Origin of the sequence: Synechococcus sp. JA-2-3B'a(2-13), from assembly GCF_000013225.1 — a bacterium.
In the GTDB taxonomy this organism is placed as follows: Bacteria; Cyanobacteriota; Cyanobacteriia; order Thermostichales; family Thermostichaceae; genus Thermostichus.
The window spans coordinates 166,996-183,515 of the sequence record NC_007776.1 but is presented as its reverse complement, the minus strand read 5'-3'; the positions used below and the strand labels follow the sequence as shown (position 1 = coordinate 183,515).

Below are 16,520 nucleotides of genomic sequence, written 5' to 3'. Positions count from 1 at the left end.
GGTTCAAACAATTTCAACGAGGGATCCCTGTAGAAAGCATGCGGCGATTTCTCCCCTATCCCCAACCTGAGGATGGGGTGGTAGGCTGGCGTTGGTTTTGCCGTTGCCTGGAAGGCTGCCTTTTCCTGCTGTCCTGGGGGTGGGCTTTGGGTAGGAAAAGGCGTTCCGGCGAGGGCTGAGCTTTTGCAATTGGGAGTGGGGAGTGAGGCCATGACATCTCGACGACAGCCGACGCGCTTGGGAGGGTCGATGCCCCAAGGCCATGCAGGCTTTGGGTCAGCAAGGGGATCCCAGCCATACTCCTCACCCACTTCACGACAGAGCTTTCCCCATCCCCCTCGACGTTCGCCGGCAAAGTCTCGCCTTAGGTCGTTCCACTTTTTCAGCTTGCTGGTGATCCTGCTGGGGTTTGGGACTGGAGCCCTGGTAGCCTGGGCAACTGCTCATCCCGATTGGGTCAGCCGCCTGCCGGGGCTCTCGCCACCTCTAGCGGAGATCCCTGCCCCCCGCGCCCACGCTAAAGCGGCTCAACAGCGCTTGCCCATCTCCTTAGAGACCCAACTGGAACGGGATCCCTTTGCTTTGGATCCCTTGGCCAGCCTTTCTTATGTGCCCGCCATCATGTATCACGATGTGGTGGCTGGCCGCAAGCAGGTCTGGTTCGACACTACGGCGGCGGAGCTGCGGCAACACTTTGAGGCCATTAAGCAGGCGGGGTTGACCCCCATCCACATCGACCAACTGTACAAACACCTGCGGGACGGGGATCCCTTGCCCGAAAAAGCCATTTTGCTCACTTTTGACGACGCCTACCTGGGCCTGTACGAGAACGCCTACCCCCTTTTGAAGGAGTACAACTACCCCGCCACCTACTTTGTGCAAACCGGCTTTGTCGGCGTGCCCACCAGCAAGGATCACTTCACCTGGGATCAGATGCGGGAGATGGATGCCAGCGGGCTGATCGACTTTGCCGCCCATACCGTCAACCATCCTCCTGACCTGCGGGTGCTAGACGATGCCCGTCTGCGGCGAGAGGTGTTTGACTGCAAGGCCAAGTTGGAGCAGGAGCTGGGCCACCCCATCCACTACTTTGCCTATCCCGAAGGCAACCGGGACGAGCGGGTGAAGCAATACCTGGCCGATGCCGGTTACCGGATGTCTTTTACGATGGATCCCGGTTTTACAGGACAATCGCCCAACTTGCTGGAGGTGCGACGCTTTAACCAGTTTCGCATCACCGAGGCCATCATTGGCGCCCGCACCTTTAGCCTCAACCGCAGCCCCGACTACCGGCTGGATGTGACCCAACCGTTGGCCTTGACCGACGAAGTGATCAACCAGGTGCGTGTTCTCACCCTTCGCGGCGGGCGGGCGGCTACGGTGCATGCGGAGCGGCGCTACGAGGTCAGCACCCTGGCCCAGCGCTACCAGGCCGATGCCGGCATCAATGGCAGCTTTTTCTCCATCCCTTGGATCAACTCTGCCAGCAATGTCATGGTGGGGCCGGCGATGGCTGCCAACCACAAGACCTTCATCCCCGGTCGTCCCGAAGATGACCAGGCAATCCGCGGCCGGCCGCTGGTGCTGCTGGGCAGGGATCGCCTCCGCTTTGTGCCCTTTGATCCCGACACCATGACCCACTTGGAGAACATCCGCCAGTTGATGCCGGATGTCACGGATCTGTTTGTGGCCGGTCTGTGGCTGGTTAAGGATGGCCATGCCCTCTCTCCGGCGGAGATCAACTCGTTCCGCCTTGCCAGCGCTGCTGAGTTTCGCCCCAGAGCTTTCTTTGGGGTAGATGACCAGGAGCGGGTGGTGATCGGAGTTACCAAAACCCACGTCAACGCCGCCATCCTGGCCAGTCTGCTGCCCAAAACCGGGATCCGGGAAGCCGTGCTGCTGGACTCTGGCTTTAGCACCTCCCTGGTCTACCAAGGGGAGATCCTCGCCACCGGCCATGCCGGTCCCAACCAGCCCAGCCGTCCTGTGCCCCATGCCATCTTGCTCTACGACCTGACTCGCCTTTGGCGGGAGGATCCCCATCCCGAGGCCAAGGCTGGCTCTGAGGGAGATCAGCTGGAAGGGCTAGTGCAACTTTTGCCAGCTAGCGACCAAGATGCAGCCAAAGCCCAGCTAGAGAGCGTCTTGGCCAGCCAACGCACTTTGAGGCGGGGGGATCGGGGGGCGGCGGTGGTGGCGGTGCAACTGGGGTTGAGCCACCTGGCCACTCAGCAGGGACGGCTGGATCTACTCCCTTCGGGCCCTGATGGGGTGTATGGTCAAGAGCTGGCCCAGGCAATGGCGGAATTGGTGCTGGCTGCACCTGAGCGCAGTGAGATGGGATCCCCCCTTCCAGCCACCCCTACCCCCCTGGTGGCCGGAACGGCGACAGCCCGCCAAGGGGTGGACATCATCGATGCTCAACTGCTGCGGCGTCTGCTGGAGCGCGTTAACTTGGCCTCTCCCTCGGTACTGGTGGATACGCGCTTGGAACGGCCTGCCCTGTCCCTGGAGCGCAAGCCAACCCGGAAACTGCTGCCCAGGGTTGCCTTCGGGCAGGACTAAGTCTTGTCTTCGCCTTCCAACCTAGGCCTTGGCGGGAAGCCTAGAAGACCCCCCTCCAACAGAGGCTATCTCTGAGAAAGACGGGCCTGCCGGCAACGAATACACCCATAACCTGGAAGGGTTTCTCCCGCAGCACCACTAGATCGGCTCTTAGGCCTGGGCGAAGGGCTCCCCGATCCTGCAGACCAACCGCCTGGGCAGGGTTGTGAGTGACCAAAGCTATGGCTTGGGGCAGATCCAGCAGCTGCTTCTCCGCCAAGGCAAAGGCAGCCCTCAAGGCTGAAGCGGGGGAGTAGTCAGTGGCCAAGGCGCCTAGGGCTCCTACTTGTAGAGCCTCCGAAGCGGAGAGATTGCCGACATGGGAGGATCCCCTCAGGGCATTGGGAGCCCCCATGACCACCAGCAGGCCCAGTTTCCGCGCTTCCAAAGCTGCTGCTAGGGTAACCGGAAACTCGCTAATTTTCAGGCCCATCTTGGCCATTAACTGAACCTTGGCGGGGCAGTCGTCGTCGTGGGAAGCCAAAGGTACCCCCAAAGCTTGCGCTTGCTGAGCCAATTGGGCAAAGCTCTGCAAGGTCTCCTCCCCCGCCTTGGCCGCCAAACTAGCGGCAACCTCCTCGGAAGGCCGGGCCAGATGGCGAGCCATGTAGCGGATGTAGTCCTCCGGCGTCCGGAATTGGCCTTGGCCGGGGGTGTGGTCCATGAAGGAAAGGAGATCCACCCAGCCTTGGCTGAGAGCTTGGCGAACAGCTGCTGCTCCCAAGGGGCGCGAGAGTTCATAGCGAGCGTGGATCCTCAAGTCCAGAGCCAGCTGGGAACGCAGCGCCACCAACTGCTCTGCCATAGCCAAGGCCGTTTCTGGGCTGCGCCAGCCAGGCAGGCCTTCCCAAAAGGACAGAGTTACAAAGGCAGTGGTAATCCCCGCCGCCAAAGCTCGGTTTTCCCAAATCCCCAAGGCCATGTCCACCGCCAGCTGTACCCCTGGGCGCGGCTCCAGCTCGGGCTCCAGGCTATCGGTATGGAGGTCGACTACGCCGGGCACCAGGGTAAGTCCTCGCAAAGGGATCCCTTCCCCCACTTGCCCCTGCCGAATCTCGGCAATCCGCTCCTCCTCCAGCCGCAGGGATCCCACCGGGAGGACACCATCGGGGAGAACTAGCTTAGGCCCTGCTAGCCACATTTGCCCTCACCTCCAGGGAATAGGTTTTGTCAACCAAACCCGACACATCGTCTAAGGAGTGAAAAACGCCAATGATAGCTGTTCCCTGCTGCTTCAAGGCTCGTAGGCGTTCTCGCAAGGCCAACTTGGCTGCAGTATCCAAGCTGGCGGTGGGCTCGTCCAGAAGCAGCAGCGGATAGGGGTGGATGAGAGAGCGAGCCAAGTTGACTTTCTGTTTCTCGCCCCCCGAGAAGCTGGTTGGAAAAGTCTCCAGCAACTCTGGCTTCAGACCCAGCTCCAGGAGCAGCTCTGCTGCTCGATGTCGCGCTTGGTTTTCCGCTACTCCCTGCCACAGCAAGGGCTCCGCAACCAGCTCCAAGGCCGTGGTGCGGGGCCTGGGATCCAGAAACTGGCTGACGTAGCCGATGCGCTCGCGGCGGATTGCTAACACCTCGCGATCCCCTAAGCGGGCCAGATCCACCGTTCCCAGAGGGGTCTGCAGGAGGGCTTGTCCTGCCGTAGGCCAATAGCTGCGGTAGAGGGTTCGCAGTAGAGAAGACTTGCCAGAGCCGTTGGGGCCCTCCAGCAGCAAAAACTCTCCGGCTTGCAGGGAAAAGCTCACCTGCTGGAAGGCCAGAACCTCTCGCCCCAGTCGGTGAAGAAAGAACCGCTTTTCTAAGTTAACGACCTGCAACACCTTGCCCTTCCTAAAGTCTTGCGGCAACCAGATCCTGGGTAAAGGGGTGGCGAGGATCCTCCAGCACTTGGTCGGCCAATCCCTCCTCCACTACCTCCCCCTGGTACAACACCACAATTCGATCCGCCACAGCCCTCACGACCGAGAGATCGTGGCTTACTAGGATGAGGCTCATCCCCAACTGCCGCTTGAGGCGGCGCAGAGTATCCAGAAAGGTGGCCTGCACCAGCAAATCCAAACCGGTGGTGGGCTCGTCCAAAAGAACAGCCAGAGGCTTTTGGACTAAAGCTTTGGCAATCTGTACCCGCTGGCGCTCTCCTCCCGAAAGAGAAGCTGGGGGATCCCCGGCTCGCTCTAAAGGAAAATCGGCTCGCTCCAAAGCCTCCTGCGCCTCCGCTTCCAGCACTCCAAACCGCCGTTCTCCTCTAAGGACAAGGGGCTCCGCAACATTAGTCAGGGCCGCAAAGCCCATGCGCAGGGCCTGGGCGGCATCCTGATAGACCATGGCCAGGTAGTGCCGCGCTGCAGGCTGCTCGTAGCGAGAGAGCAACAGCAGGTTACGTCCCTCCCAACCCGGCACGTTTAGCCGATACTCCCCCTGGGCTGTCTCCTGAAGGTAAAGGATCTTCAGAAGAGTAGTCTTGCCACTGCCGGAAGCTCCCACCACCCCCAGCACCTCTTGGGGATAGAGCTTGAGGCTGACGTTCTTAAGCGCCCAGCGATCCCCGTAGGCTTTGCAAACCTTGACCAGCTCCAGAAGGGGGGTCTCCTCAGCCATGCTCTTTCTCCACAAATAGAGGACCGCTCGTTTTCCCGGCCAGCAGCTTTTCCATATAGCCCTGGTCGGAGATTTCATAGGCCAAGCTGCCATCTTCTTGGGGAATGGCGTTGAGGAAGACGTGGCGGCAACCGCTGCGACGGCAGGATCCCAAAATGGGCTCCGGCTGGAAGGGCCGATCCACAAAGGCCAAGGGCTCCACCCGGGTGTAGGGAGGGACGGCATAGAGCCGCTTCTCCCGCCCGGCCCCAAAGAGGGTGATATGGGCTGCCAGATGCAGCTTGGGCAGATCCCAGCGGGGCAGAGGGCTGGGATCCATCCCATAGCGCCCATGGACCAGAACTGGGTAGGCCGCTCCCTTGCGGCTCTGGCCGTGGCGTAGGTGCTCCTCAAAAAGATCCACCCACAGCAGGCTATAGTCGCCCAGAGCATGTAGCTCCCGCGCCCTGGCGTCAGAGGGCTCCACATAGCGCAGAGGCTCAGGGATGGGAACTTGCAGGATTAGGATTTGACCTTCTTGGAGCCGCTCCTCGGGGATGCGGTGGCGGCTTTGGATGAGGGTGGCCTCCAGCGTGTCGGTGGTTGTTCGAGCGCCGCTGACCTGGGCAATGAAGCGGCGCAAGTTGGCGGCATTGACAGAGTCATCGGCCCCCTGGTCAATGACCTTCACCACGTCCTGCGGCCCCACCAGGCTGAGCGTAAGCTGCAATCCCCCTGTGCCCCAGCCGCGAGCCAGCGGCATTTCCCGGCTAGCAAAGGGAACTTGATGGCCCGGTATGGCCAGGGCCTTGAGAACCTTGCGCCGAATTTCTCGCTTGGCCTCCAGATCCAGGTAGGCATAGCTATGCTTGGGTTTCAAGGGAGGCCTCCTTTTGGAAGTGGCTCATCCAGTTGCTGAGAAAGGTTACGTAGTGGGGTAGCTTGTAGTGGAGGGCAAAGCCGGAGGCCTCCACGGGATCCGTATGCACCAGGACAAACTCCTCGCTGCGAGCCGGATGGCTGGGGCGATCCATTTCCAAATCCAGCATGGCGCCAGCGATGGCCCGCCCCTCGTTCCAACCCAGGCTAGCGGCAAAGCCCAAGCGGTATCCTTTTTCTCCGTGTCCCACCACCTCAGTAAAGACCAGGCGGATCCGCCCCAGGCGAAAGCTTCCCCCCCGCACAGGATGAAAGGCGCGTACCTCGAGATAGCCCACGCCCAACTCGGCAACCGTTGGGTGGGTGTGGACGTTGTAGGCGCGCATGGCGCTGTAGGCCAGAGCCAGAAGTCCCCCCGTATCTCCCCTGGCCAAAGCTTGCAGGCGGTGGGCCCGCGGCGCTGGAAACAGCAGTGGCTGCCGCGTCAAGTCGGGAATCTCTTCCCCTGGAGCAGGGCTACTGGCTTGCTGCTCTGCCGTGGGATCTTCTTCCAGCAGACCTTGCTCCCTCAGCCAGCTGCGCACAGAAGGATAGTGCTGGGCAGCAGCCACGGCCGCCGGCTCTAGCGGGGGGCTTTCAGAAAAGCCCAAAAGACGCAGGCTGTAGTCTAGGGTGGGCCCCAAGACCTGGCCGCCGGGAATGCTCTTGAAAGCCGAGGAAAGCCGACGCACCAGCAGGAGATCTTCCTTTTTCTGCAGCTGGGCTTTCCCTAGGCGAGGGAGAGTAGTCCGGTGTGCTCTCAGAAGCAGCAGGGCCTCGTAGAGGTCCCCCCCTGTCTGCACAAGGGCAGTGGCCGCCAGCTCCGGAGCCCACAGCCCCGCCTCTGCCATCACATGATCCAGGAGATAGGGCAGCCCAGCCAGCTGCTTTGTCCGGCCTCGCCTGCTTTTGGCTTCTGCCGCTGACAACAGCTCGCGAAAAAGGGCCTCGGCATTGAGAATGGCCTCTTGGCTGCCCCGCGCTACGACATAGCCCATCCACCCACCTCCACGCTTCGGGGTAAGCCTACCACTTGGGGGCCGTCAGTTAACAGGATGTCCACTCCCAGCGGGTAGGCCAGGATCTGGGAGCGCAGCTGCCAAAACAGAGAGGGCAAGCCTACAGCCAACTGGATCTCCCCAGCTATGCCGGGCCCTCTGAGCAACACAGGGGATCCCCGGCCCAAGGGGGCCCCCAGGATAAGGGTCGCTCCCGCTTCAGGCTCAAGGTGGGTGCCTCTTTTGAGAGCCAAAAGGCTGTCTGGGCCAGCGGGCAAACTCTCCAGCTGCTCGGCAAAGACAAAGTCAGCAGCCTCCAAAGCCACAGGCCGGGGATCCTGCCCACGCAAATCCGACAGCAGCCAGCTTGGCGCCCAAACCCCTACATTGCCATCCACCAGCGTCAGCCCAATGAGGCGAAAGGCTTGGCGAAGGGAGCGAGCGGGAAAGCTCTCCAGACGGCCAGGGTAGCTCAACGCCCTAACCAACGCCCGGAAGACCTGCTGGCTTTGCTTTTCTGCCAGTCCCGGTGTGGGGCCGTAGGCTTTGGACATCCCCAGGCTCACAGAGTCTCCACCTCCAGGCGAGTTGCAGCTACCTTGCGCCAGAGGCGCTCGTCTTCTTCTTGAAGATCCTTCTGAGCCGCTAGCGCCAAAGCCTGGATCTTCTCCACAGCAATTCCCGCCTGCAGAGCGGCGTCTAGGTAGGCCAGGGCGCGCGCCAGACGCGGCTTTTCCCCCAGCACCATCCCGTATCCTTCTACTCCCTTTTTTGGAAAGCGCAGCCAGACCTCGTAGACCAGCACTTCTCCCACGTAGAAGGGCGTCCCCGTGCGGGAGTCCTCAAAGGGGAGCGCCAGCAGCCCTGCCCCTTCCCTGAGCTTTTGGCTGGATCCCAGAGCAGGCCTGACCTCCCGCGCCAAAGCCAGCACCTCCTTCTCGGGGGCCTCCTGCAACAGCTCTAGCATCTCTAGGGGCTGCATCCCAGCCTCCTAAATCAGGGTCTGGCGGATCCGCGCCGAAACTTTGTCAATTGTAAATACAGCTAGCAGAATCAGCAGAACGACCGTGGCCGCATCTTGAAAGCGAAAGGCTCGTATGGTCTGCATCAAATCAAACCCAATGCCCCCTGCCCCCACCAAGCCCAAGACCGTTGCCGAGCGCACGTTAACCTCAAAAAGGTAGAGAGTACTGGAGTAAAAGGCAGGAGCCACTTGTGGCCAGAAGCCATAGGCGATAACCAGGAGAGGGTGGGAACCTGTAGCCTCTACCGCCTCCACCTGCTTCATATCTACTGTCTCGATGGCCTCCGAGAGGAGCTTGCCTGCCACACCCGCCGTGTGCAGGGTCAAAGCTAGGATCCCTGGCAAGGGTCCTAGGCCAATTGCGGCCACAAAAACCAATGCCAAGACCAGTTCATTGAGCCCCCTGAGGACATCCATGAGCCCGCGCACAAGCAGGTAAACCGCAGGGGAACGCATGACATTTCTGGATCCCAGGAAGGCCAAGGGAACCGTGAGAAAAGTGGCCAGGAAGGTGCCCCAGAGGGCCATCATCAGGGTTTGCAACAGGGAGTAAAGGAAGTTGGGCAAGAAGTAAAAGCTGGGAGGAAAGAAGCGAGCCAAGAAGGCCGCACTCCTCCCCAAGCCAGCTAACAACTTTCCTGGCGAGATCCCGGCAGGCTCCGCCGTCAGCAAGAGAGCGAGAAAAACCCCCCCATACAGCACAACCGTGATCAGCTCCCTGCGCTTAAGCTCTGCTGGCAGGGGGGGAAGTCTCCTAGAGTTGGCACTCAGGTTTCTTAAGAGCATCGTTGACCTTGCGGAAGGGATCGTAATCTGCGTCGCTAGCCGGCTCAAAGCCCTTCAGTCCACGAGCCTCCAGCCATTTCTGACCCTCCGGCGTGTTTTCGTACTCCAGATAGGCCGTGCGCAAGGCCTCCTTGAGATCCTCTGGCAGATCTTTACGGTAGGCCCAGGGAGAGGAAGGAATGGGATCCGATCTCCAGATGACCTCAAGGTCCTCTATGCCTTTGATCTGCCCCTTGTTGGTGGCAATGCTGATCCCGGTATCCCAGGTTACACCAACGGGAATGGTTCCCTGAGCTATCCCCAAGATGACCGACTCGTGGGTGCCAGCAAAAGCCACCCGCTTGAAATACTCCTTGGGCTTGATTTTGGCCTCAAGACAGAAGTAGGCCATGGGCACCTTGAAGCCAGAGGTGCTCTCTGGGTCGACGAAAGCAAAATCTTTGCCCTTGGCGTCTTCTAGAGTTTTGATGCCACTGCCTTTCTTGGAAAGTATCAAGGAGTGATAAACGGTACCCGAGCGCAGCGAGTCCTCTTTCACGAACGCTTCAATGGGAGCGTTGGCCTTTTCAATGGCATCTACGTAGGAGCCAGGGCCGTAGAAAGCTACGTGAGTTTGGCCTTGTGCCTGGGAGACCATCACCGCCGTGTAGTCACCGGCCACAAACAGGCGGACGGGGATCCCCAGTTTTTGTTTGAGATAATCCAAAAAGGGAGCATAGCGAGCTTCGTAATCGGCAGCACTCTCCACCGGTACTTCAGCAATCACCAGCTCCTTGGGCCAGTTTTGCTTCTGAGCCAGCCCTGGAACCCAGCTGGAAATTCCCATGAGGAAGGCAGCAAGGAACAGAATTTTTCTTCTCCGCATAAGGTTTTCTCCTTTGCAGTTAACTTGCGGTTGAAGGTGGATCTTGTTAGACCATCAAGGTTGAGGAAAACCATTCGCTTGCCTCGTGGGTTTCCTTCTCCCCAAAGTAGAGCTCCTTTTCCTTTTCAGAGGTAAAATCGGAAAGCGGCCCATTGAAGAAAACCTGGCCCTCCTTGAAAGCAACGACTCGATCGGCGTAATGGCGCACCATTTCTAGGTGGTGCAGGGTAACCAGCAACGGAATCCCCTGGCGGCGCACCGCTCCCAGCAGCAGCTCCATAATTACCTTTGCATTTTTAGGATCCAAAGCCGAAATGGGCTCGTCGGCCAGAATCAGGGCTGGCTCCTGGATCAAGGCGCGAGCAATACCCACTCGCTGCTGCTGCCCCCCTGAGAGAGCGTCGGCCCTTTGCCAGGCATGCTCTAGCAACCCTACCTCTTCCAGCAGCTTTTCCGCCTTGGCCAAATCCTGAACAGAAAAGTGCTTGAAAAGACCCCGAATGGGACTCATGTGAGGCAGACGCCCAACAAGAACGTTTTCCAGAACCGTCAGGCGCCCGATGAGTTGAAAGGTCTGGTAGACCATGGCCGTGCGCCTGCGCAGCTGTTGCAGGGCATCCCTTTGGCCTTCATGGAGAGGAAGAGAATCAACCCAAACTTTTCCGCCGCTGAGCTTGACCATCCCTTTCAAAAGCCTAAGAAAGGTCGACTTTCCTGCTCCCGAAGGTCCGATCAAGGCCACAACCTGCGCTCCATCGCCAAATAGGTCAAGGTAAACCTCCCTTAGGGCAACCTTGTTTTTGAAGGCAACCCAAAGGTTCTCGACTTGGATGCGCATAAGCTACCTCACGGCGGGAAAACCGGTAACAAACTTAGCAGATTGGCCTGATACTGAAGTTAAAACCAAGTTAAGCTTTGCTGGCCTGGGCAGCAGGACTTCTCAATGGCTTCTCGAAACTGGCTTTGGCCTGGAGGGCGCTCTTGGAGGTACCCCTGGGAGAGCTTGCTCTGCTATCCTGCTAATAATCTCGATTGGTTTTCTGCCAAACCCTTATGGCTGCTGCTGTGATCTCGGGCCTCTCTTGGCAGTCCCCCAGAGCCCTTTCACCGGAGGAGATGGCTTGGTTAGGCAGCCTCACCTACAACGAACAGGGTTTGATCCCGGCCATCGTGCAGGACTACCTGGATGGGACGGTGCTGATGATGGCCTGGATGAACCGGGAGTCCCTGCAAAAAACTTTGGAAACAGGCCGCACCTGGTTCTGGAGCCGCTCGCGGCAGGCGCTGTGGCCCAAAGGGGAAACTTCTGGCCACGTCCAGTGGGTCAAGCAAATCCGCTACGACTGCGACGGCGACGCGCTGGTCATCCTGGTGGAGCAGGTGGGGGATGCGGCATGCCACACGGGGGCGCGGAGCTGCTTCTTCCGCCCTTTGCAAGGGGATCCCATTCCGGCAGCCGATACCCTGTCGCAGGTGTTTGCCGTCGTCAAAGCCCGCCAGGCGGATCCCCGTCCCGATTCCTACACCAGCAGCTTGCTAGCCAAGGGGGAAAATGCCATTTTGAAGAAACTTGGCGAGGAGACGGCTGAGGTGGTGATGGCGGCTAAGGATCAAGACCGCGTGGCTTTGGCCCGTGAGATGGCCGACCTCTGGTACCACTGCCTCGTGGCCCTTGCTCACTATCAGGTAGATGTTAGGGATGTCTATCGCCAGCTCCAAGCCCGCCGTTCCGCCAAGTGAAAGGGCCATGTCCCCCGAAGGCGGTGCTCCCGCAGATCCCTCTCCGTCCTCTTGGGATCCCTCCCTGGACAAAGCCCACCTGGATTTACGAGCCGCGCGCTGTGGCCAAGTGGATCTGGAAACCGATCGGGAGACCTTGGCCCGTTACCTGAGAGGCCATGCCCAGTGGATCCAGCGGTGCTTTAGGCCGTTGCAGGTGGAAGCTTTGTCTGCCGAGACTTACAGGTTGCAGTTTTTCCGCATGGGCGGGCTGGGGTTTGAGCTGGAGCCCAGTTTTGGGGTCAAGATCTGGCCGGATAAAGATTACCGGTTTTGTCTGACCTCGATTGAGTTGCCCGGCGATGAAGGAATGCCTTACCGGGTCAGCTGCCAAGCCGATTTCCGGCTGGAGGAGCTACAGGGATCCCTGAAAGACCTGCCCACAACTCGTGTTCACTGGTCTCTTCATCTGGAGATTGGGCTGGCTTTGCCCAGGTTTTTGCAGGTTTTGCCCCGCAAGTTGGTTTATCGGGTGGCCCGTCAAGTGGTGCAGCAGGTAACCCGGGGTATGAGTGACCGCCTCACCCACAATGTGTGCAGCGATTTCTATCGCTCTATTGGGTGTCCCGATCACCCCTATCGCTTAATTGCAGTGGAAGACAAAGCGTGATATCTTAGGTGCCAAGTAAGTTGCCGGTCAGCTTTCGAGTAGTGCTCCGGCAACCGGCGATGGAGTTCGCCGCAACCGCCTCACTTGGAATTTTTCTATAGAGGAAGAGGGTTCTAACCTCAAAAGCTGAGGCTGATGACTCCTACACTTCTGGGCAAGTCCAGGGGGTAGGGGTCTTTGGCTTTGTTTGAGGCCCCACCCTGCGGACGCGATGGTGCTCCCACTCCTGACGCGGATGGCTTTTTCTCCCTGGGCTGCCCTTCAACACCCTGACGACAAGGAGATGAGGATCTGGTGATGCTGGGCAGTTGGCTGTGGATCTTGGTGATGGGCTTTTTTGTCGGCCAAATCGTGGGTCGGTTGGGGATGCCCCCCCTGCTGGGGATGATCCTCGTGGGGATCTTGCTGGGAGATGTCCTATCCCCGGAGGTGCTGGCAGCGGCGGGGGATCTGCGGGTGGTGGCGGTGATGATCATTTTGATGAAGGCGGGCCTGGGGCTGGATCGGGAGAAGCTGGCCCAGCAGGGATCCGTGGCGTTGCGGCTGGGGTTTTTGCCGGCAGCCTGCGAGGCGGTGGCGGTGGCCCTGTTGAGCACCTGGATCCTGGGGTTGGACTGGCCTACCGGTTTGCTGCTGGGCTGTGTGATCGGGGCAGAGTCGCCGGCTGTGATCGTGCCGGGGATGTTGCGCCTCAAGAGTTTGGGCTGGGGAGTAACCAAAGGGATCCCGGATGCCATTTTGACCGGCAGCGCCCTTTCCGACGTACTGCTGTTGTTGGGGTTTAGCCTGCTGCTCAGCTTTTTGGGCCAAGGATCCGCCGCGAGCGTTCGCTTGGGAAGCCTGGAGCTGTCGCCGCTGCAGTGGCTGCCGTTCCAGGTGGTGATGGAGATCCTGCTGGGCGTGGCTGTAGGCTACCTGGGGGCGCGGGTTCTGGTGTCGCTGCTAACCCAACAAAACTGGACTCGCAACAGCGTGCAGGAAGTGCTGCTGGCTGCCTGCATGGCCTTGGGCTTGGTGCTGGCGCCGCAGGTGTGGCCCTATTTTTCCGGCTATCTGGCGGTGATGGCCATGGGGTTTTTTCTGATTGAGCTGGATGCCCCTTTGGCGCGGCGGCTGCGGGGTGGGTTCGATGCCCTCTGGACGGTGGCGGAGATCGTGTTGTTTGTGCTACTGGGAGCGTCGCTGGATCTGGGGGTGCTAGGATCCGTGTTTTGGCCGGGCTTGCTGCTCTTAACCCTGAGCCTGCTGCTAGGGCGGGGCCTGGGTTGGTGGCTTTCCACTCTGGGAAGCAATTGGAACGGGCGGGAGCGGCTGTTTTTGCTACCGGGCAACATGGCCAAGGCGACGGTGCAGGCGGCTATTGGTGGGATCCCTTTGGCCCAAGGGATCCCCGGTGGGGAGATCATTTTGGCCTTGGCGGCTTTGTCAATTCTGGTTACCGCTCCCCTGGGCGCTTGGCTGACCCAGGTTTGCGCCCCCCGGCTTTTGGAAAAAGGAGAGGTGGATCCCACCAAGGTAGGCAGCCAGGGCAAGGTGAGCTTTTTGGCAGCGGTGGACACCTCCCCTTTGGCCGAAGCCGTGCTGCGCAAGGTGGCCGATTTGGCGCGGCGGGTGGATGGGGAAGTGATTGTGTTGCATGTTACCGATAAGCCGCAGGGGAAAGGGGTAGAACTGTTGCGGCAACTCACCCAGCGTCTTTTGGCGGATATTCGCCACCAGTTTTGCTTGGCCTCGGGGCCCTTGGCAGAGACCATCGTAACCCTAGCTCAGGAGCGGCAGGTAACCGACATCGTCATGGGCAAGCGGGGGCACCGCGGCTGGGAGCAGGTTTTGGTGGGATCCACTTCCCAAGCGGTGTTGGAAACCAGCCCGATTCCGGTAATTTTGGTAGAGGAAGAGGACTTCAAGAGAAGCAGGATCCCTATCTCTGAGGGCAGAAAAAGCTAAGGATCCCACCTTTTCCGTAGGAAGTTCTGGGAACACAGTTCAAGGAGAATAGATGCGCTTGCAATCGGTGTGGGCTTACCTAAACCATGGCTTGGTCTCTCCCAGTTTGAGAGTTCCGTTTGCGGTTGCGTTGGGGGCTATTGGCGGATCCCTGAGTCGCTACTATCTATCCCTCTGGTTTGCGGAGCGATTTGGCCCTAGCTTTCCCTACGGAACCCTGATCATCAACTTATCGGGTTGTGTGGTCATGGGTTGGTTCATGACCGTGGCTATGGAACGCCCTGAGATCTCACCGGAAATTCGCCTGCTGTTCGGGGTGGGATTCCTGGGTTCCTACACCACCTTTTCTACCTATGAACTGGATACCTTTAGCCTCTGGCAGCAACATCGCTTTGCTACTGGGCTTGTCTATTGGCTCGGTTCTTGCCTATTTGGAGCCTTGGCTATGGAGCTTGGGATCCTGTTGGCACGATTGTGGCGATAACGTTTAACGTAACCCCTATCAATCAGCAATCTATCCATCCAAAAGCCAGGTGCAGCAACTGGTCATTTTAGGCAATAACTTTTTTCTTAAAAGCACCGGGATCCCCACTAGTCAACCCCCTGGAATTTCTTATCTTAAGGAGCACTCTTCACCAAAGCAATATACAGTTTTTCCAGCGTTACTCACTACAGCCAATGCCAGCCAATCTCTTGCCTGACAAGGATCCCACTTCACTGTAGACCTTATGTGAAGCGGAAAAATCTGTAACCATGACAATCGCAACAGCCCAAAAACAAAAGGGATACAAGTATGCTAGATGATGAACCAGAAGTTTATAAATTGGATATTTACATCGGCGAGTCAGACCGTTGGCAAGGGAAGCCTCTCTACCTGGCTCTGCTGGAGCTAGGTCGTCAGCGTGGGCTAGCTGGTGGTACTGTGGTGCGAGCTATTGCTGGCTTTGGTCGAAACAGTCATATTCGCAGCAGTAACCTTCTAGAGCTTTCCACAGATCTGCCCATTTTGGTAACTTTCATCGACACGCCGGAAAAAATCAAAGCCTTTCTACCGGAAGTAAAAACTCTGATGCATGACGGTCTAGTTACTTGCCATAGGGTACAAGTATTCCATCATGTTCCTCATCAACAACAATAGTCCAGATCTGAAAATAGATTCCCCATTGCCAAGGAGCTGGTTATGCCCGATTCCCCTTCTGCCCTGCGCTTTATTGTTTTGCTGGGGATCGTCAGCCTCTGCGCCGATGCCACCTACGAAGGGGCACGCAGCATTTCTGGAGCTTTTTTGGGATCCCTAGGGGCCAGCGGCACGGTGGTGGGCCTGGTGGCCGGCGGGGGGGAGCTATTGGCCTATGGCTTGCGGTTGGGGGTGGGCTATTGGAGCGACCAGCTGGGCAGGGATCCCTTGCACCGCAGTCGGGGGCACTGGCAGCTCACCACCTTGGGCTATGTCATCAACACGGCGGTGATCCCGGCTTTGGCCTGGGTGGGCAGTTGGCCTTGGGCCGCCGTGCTGCTCTTGGCCGAGCGGACCGGCAAAGGGATCCGCACCCCGCCGCGGGACGTGTTGCTTTCTCATGCAGCCCTGCAGGTGGGACGGGGCTTGGGGTTTGGCCTGCATGAGACCCTAGATCAAATTGGGGCAGTGGCAGGGCCGCTGCTGGTGGCAGCCATGCTAGGAGCGGGATATGGCTTCCGGGGCGCGTTTTTGGCCTTGGGGATCCCGGCGGCAATAGGACTGGGGGTTTTGGGGCTGGCGCAATGGCTCTATCCCAGCCCACGAGACTTCGAGCCGGAGCCGGAGATGACCTCGGCAAAAGGCTTGCCCAGAGTTTTCTGGCTGTATCTTTTGGCAGCAGCCTGTGTGGCTATGGGGTTTGCGGATTTTCCCCTCATTGCCCTGCATCTGCAACAACAGTCAGGGAGCGATGGGGCAGGGATCCCTTTGCTCTATGCCCTGGCCATGGGGGTGGATGCCCTGGCCGCCCTGGGATGTGGCTGGCTGTTTGACCGCGTGGGGCTGTGGAGCTTGCTGGGAGCGGTGGCGGTATCGGCTGGATTTGCGCCGCTGGCCTTTTCCGGTACCTATGCTCTGACGGTGCTGGGCATGGTGCTCTGGGGCATTGGCTTGGGGGCCCAAGAATCCATCATGAAGGCGGCGGTGGCCGGTATGGTAGCTCCCGAGACGAGGGGCTTTGCCTTTGGCCTGTTTACCAGTGTCTATGGATTGGCTTGGTTTGTGGGCAGCGCCCTGATGGGGGTGCTTTACGATTTCTCCCTGACTGGCTTAGTGCTCTTTTCGGTAGTCACTCAAGGGCTGGGGGCGGCTATCCTGCTGGCTCTAGTGTCCAGGAGGCAGGCCGAGGTGGGCTGATGAAAAGCCCCTGCACCAGATTACGGTGCAGCTCTTCGGGG

General features: G+C 59.2%; 17 protein-coding genes and 1 riboswitch. Of the genes, 7 read left to right on the top strand and 10 right to left on the bottom strand.

Translation table 11 applies throughout. The annotated features are described in order from the left end of the window. Positions 1-210: 210 nt before the first annotated feature. The gene (locus CYB_RS00805) at positions 211-2,565 is read left to right on the top strand and encodes a polysaccharide deacetylase family protein (protein WP_238376839.1); all 2,355 of its coding nucleotides are present in this window, start codon (positions 211-213) and stop codon (positions 2,563-2,565) included. A 40-nt stretch (positions 2,566-2,605) separates the two neighbouring features. Here the strand turns inward: CYB_RS00805 and CYB_RS00800 are convergent, their stop codons facing one another. The 10 genes from CYB_RS00800 to CYB_RS00755 are packed head-to-tail and all read right to left on the bottom strand — an operon-like array spanning position 2,606 to position 10,607. Beyond that, positions 2,606-3,745 carry an alpha-D-ribose 1-methylphosphonate 5-triphosphate diphosphatase gene (locus tag CYB_RS00800; protein WP_011431840.1) on the bottom strand — a complete coding sequence of 380 codons (1,140 nt, stop codon included), beginning with the start codon at positions 3,743-3,745 and terminating at the stop codon, positions 2,606-2,608. Beyond that, positions 3,726-4,421 (bottom strand): ATP-binding cassette domain-containing protein, encoded by a 696-nt coding sequence (locus CYB_RS00795; protein WP_011431839.1) that lies wholly within the window; start codon positions 4,419-4,421, stop codon positions 3,726-3,728. Before CYB_RS00795 ends, CYB_RS00800 begins: the two co-directional genes overlap by 20 nt. A 10-nt stretch (positions 4,422-4,431) precedes the next feature. Further along, entirely contained in the window at positions 4,432-5,199 is a 768-nt protein-coding gene (locus CYB_RS00790) for an ATP-binding cassette domain-containing protein (protein WP_011431838.1), read from the bottom strand. Further along, positions 5,192-6,058 carry an alpha-D-ribose 1-methylphosphonate 5-phosphate C-P-lyase PhnJ gene (locus CYB_RS00785; protein WP_011431837.1) on the bottom strand — a complete coding sequence of 289 codons (867 nt, stop codon included), beginning with the start codon at positions 6,056-6,058 and terminating at the stop codon, positions 5,192-5,194. The genes CYB_RS00790 and CYB_RS00785 overlap by 8 nt, the downstream gene beginning before the upstream one ends. Further along, entirely contained in the window at positions 6,042-7,094 is a 1,053-nt protein-coding gene (locus CYB_RS00780) for a carbon-phosphorus lyase complex subunit PhnI (protein ID WP_011431836.1), read from the bottom strand. The genes CYB_RS00785 and CYB_RS00780 overlap by 17 nt, the downstream gene beginning before the upstream one ends. After that, a complete protein-coding gene (gene phnH, locus CYB_RS14000; protein ID WP_049749546.1) occupies positions 7,079-7,660 on the bottom strand; it encodes a phosphonate C-P lyase system protein PhnH in 582 nt (193 codons plus the stop codon). The genes CYB_RS00780 and phnH overlap by 16 nt, the downstream gene beginning before the upstream one ends. Next, positions 7,657-8,076 carry a phosphonate C-P lyase system protein PhnG gene (gene phnG, locus CYB_RS00770; protein ID WP_011431834.1) on the bottom strand — a complete coding sequence of 140 codons (420 nt, stop codon included), beginning with the start codon at positions 8,074-8,076 and terminating at the stop codon, positions 7,657-7,659. Before phnG ends, phnH begins: the two co-directional genes overlap by 4 nt. A 9-nt stretch (positions 8,077-8,085) precedes the next feature. After that, entirely contained in the window at positions 8,086-8,904 is an 819-nt protein-coding gene (gene phnE / locus CYB_RS00765; RefSeq protein ID WP_011431833.1) for a phosphonate ABC transporter, permease protein PhnE, read from the bottom strand. After that, positions 8,873-9,769: a phosphonate ABC transporter substrate-binding protein gene (gene phnD / locus CYB_RS00760; RefSeq protein ID WP_011431832.1), complete on the bottom strand. Its 897-nt coding sequence runs from the start codon at positions 9,767-9,769 to the stop codon at positions 8,873-8,875. The genes phnE and phnD overlap by 32 nt, the downstream gene beginning before the upstream one ends. Before the next feature lie 46 nt (positions 9,770-9,815). Then, on the bottom strand, positions 9,816-10,607 hold the full coding sequence (locus tag CYB_RS00755) for a phosphonate ABC transporter ATP-binding protein (protein WP_011431831.1): 792 nt from the start codon (positions 10,605-10,607) through the stop codon (positions 9,816-9,818). 278 nt (positions 10,608-10,885) lie between these two features. Between CYB_RS00755 and hisIE the strand changes: the two genes are divergently transcribed. From hisIE to CYB_RS00725, 6 genes are all read left to right on the top strand, one after another. Continuing rightward, the gene (gene hisIE / locus CYB_RS00750; protein WP_011431829.1) at positions 10,886-11,509 is read left to right on the top strand and encodes a bifunctional phosphoribosyl-AMP cyclohydrolase/phosphoribosyl-ATP diphosphatase HisIE; all 624 of its coding nucleotides are present in this window, start codon (positions 10,886-10,888) and stop codon (positions 11,507-11,509) included. 7 nt (positions 11,510-11,516) lie between these two features. Beyond that, complete coding sequence (locus CYB_RS00745; RefSeq protein WP_011431828.1) at positions 11,517-12,158, top strand: DUF1997 domain-containing protein; 642 nt, start codon at positions 11,517-11,519, stop codon at positions 12,156-12,158. 46 nt (positions 12,159-12,204) lie between these two features. Continuing rightward, positions 12,205-12,310, top strand: a riboswitch (Fluoride riboswitch). 145 nt (positions 12,311-12,455) lie between these two features. Continuing rightward, positions 12,456-14,105 (top strand): cation:proton antiporter, encoded by a 1,650-nt coding sequence (locus CYB_RS00740; protein WP_049749545.1) that lies wholly within the window; start codon positions 12,456-12,458, stop codon positions 14,103-14,105. A 52-nt stretch (positions 14,106-14,157) separates the two neighbouring features. Further along, positions 14,158-14,589, top strand: a complete 432-nt coding sequence (gene crcB / locus CYB_RS00735; RefSeq protein ID WP_011431826.1) for a fluoride efflux transporter CrcB — start codon at positions 14,158-14,160, stop codon at positions 14,587-14,589. A gap of 309 nt (positions 14,590-14,898) precedes the next feature. Further along, positions 14,899-15,243 carry a DUF190 domain-containing protein gene (locus tag CYB_RS00730; protein WP_011431825.1) on the top strand — a complete coding sequence of 115 codons (345 nt, stop codon included), beginning with the start codon at positions 14,899-14,901 and terminating at the stop codon, positions 15,241-15,243. Between the two features lie 42 nt (positions 15,244-15,285). Beyond that, the gene (locus tag CYB_RS00725; protein ID WP_011431824.1) at positions 15,286-16,479 is read left to right on the top strand and encodes an MFS transporter; all 1,194 of its coding nucleotides are present in this window, start codon (positions 15,286-15,288) and stop codon (positions 16,477-16,479) included. Positions 16,480-16,520: the final 41 nt, after the last annotated feature.

Coding starts and splice junctions, on each gene's coding strand:
- CYB_RS00725 (WP_011431824.1), top strand. CDS start 15,286: ATGCCCGATTCCCCTTCTGCCCTGCGCTTTATTGTTTTGCTGGGGATC.
- phnE (WP_011431833.1), bottom strand. CDS start 8,904: ATGCTCTTAAGAAACCTGAGTGCCAACTCTAGGAGACTTCCCCCCCTG.
- phnD (WP_011431832.1), bottom strand. CDS start 9,769: ATGCGGAGAAGAAAAATTCTGTTCCTTGCTGCCTTCCTCATGGGAATT.
- phnG (WP_011431834.1), bottom strand. CDS start 8,076: ATGCAGCCCCTAGAGATGCTAGAGCTGTTGCAGGAGGCCCCCGAGAAG.
- hisIE (WP_011431829.1), top strand. CDS start 10,886: ATGGCTTGGTTAGGCAGCCTCACCTACAACGAACAGGGTTTGATCCCG.
- CYB_RS00740 (WP_049749545.1), top strand. CDS start 12,456: ATGCTGGGCAGTTGGCTGTGGATCTTGGTGATGGGCTTTTTTGTCGGC.
- crcB (WP_011431826.1), top strand. CDS start 14,158: ATGCGCTTGCAATCGGTGTGGGCTTACCTAAACCATGGCTTGGTCTCT.
- CYB_RS00745 (WP_011431828.1), top strand. CDS start 11,517: ATGTCCCCCGAAGGCGGTGCTCCCGCAGATCCCTCTCCGTCCTCTTGG.
- CYB_RS00800 (WP_011431840.1), bottom strand. CDS start 3,745: ATGTGGCTAGCAGGGCCTAAGCTAGTTCTCCCCGATGGTGTCCTCCCG.
- CYB_RS00805 (WP_238376839.1), top strand. CDS start 211: ATGACATCTCGACGACAGCCGACGCGCTTGGGAGGGTCGATGCCCCAA.
- CYB_RS00780 (WP_011431836.1), bottom strand. CDS start 7,094: ATGGGCTATGTCGTAGCGCGGGGCAGCCAAGAGGCCATTCTCAATGCC.
- CYB_RS00730 (WP_011431825.1), top strand. CDS start 14,899: ATGCTAGATGATGAACCAGAAGTTTATAAATTGGATATTTACATCGGC.
- CYB_RS00755 (WP_011431831.1), bottom strand. CDS start 10,607: ATGCGCATCCAAGTCGAGAACCTTTGGGTTGCCTTCAAAAACAAGGTT.
- CYB_RS00790 (WP_011431838.1), bottom strand. CDS start 5,199: ATGGCTGAGGAGACCCCCCTTCTGGAGCTGGTCAAGGTTTGCAAAGCC.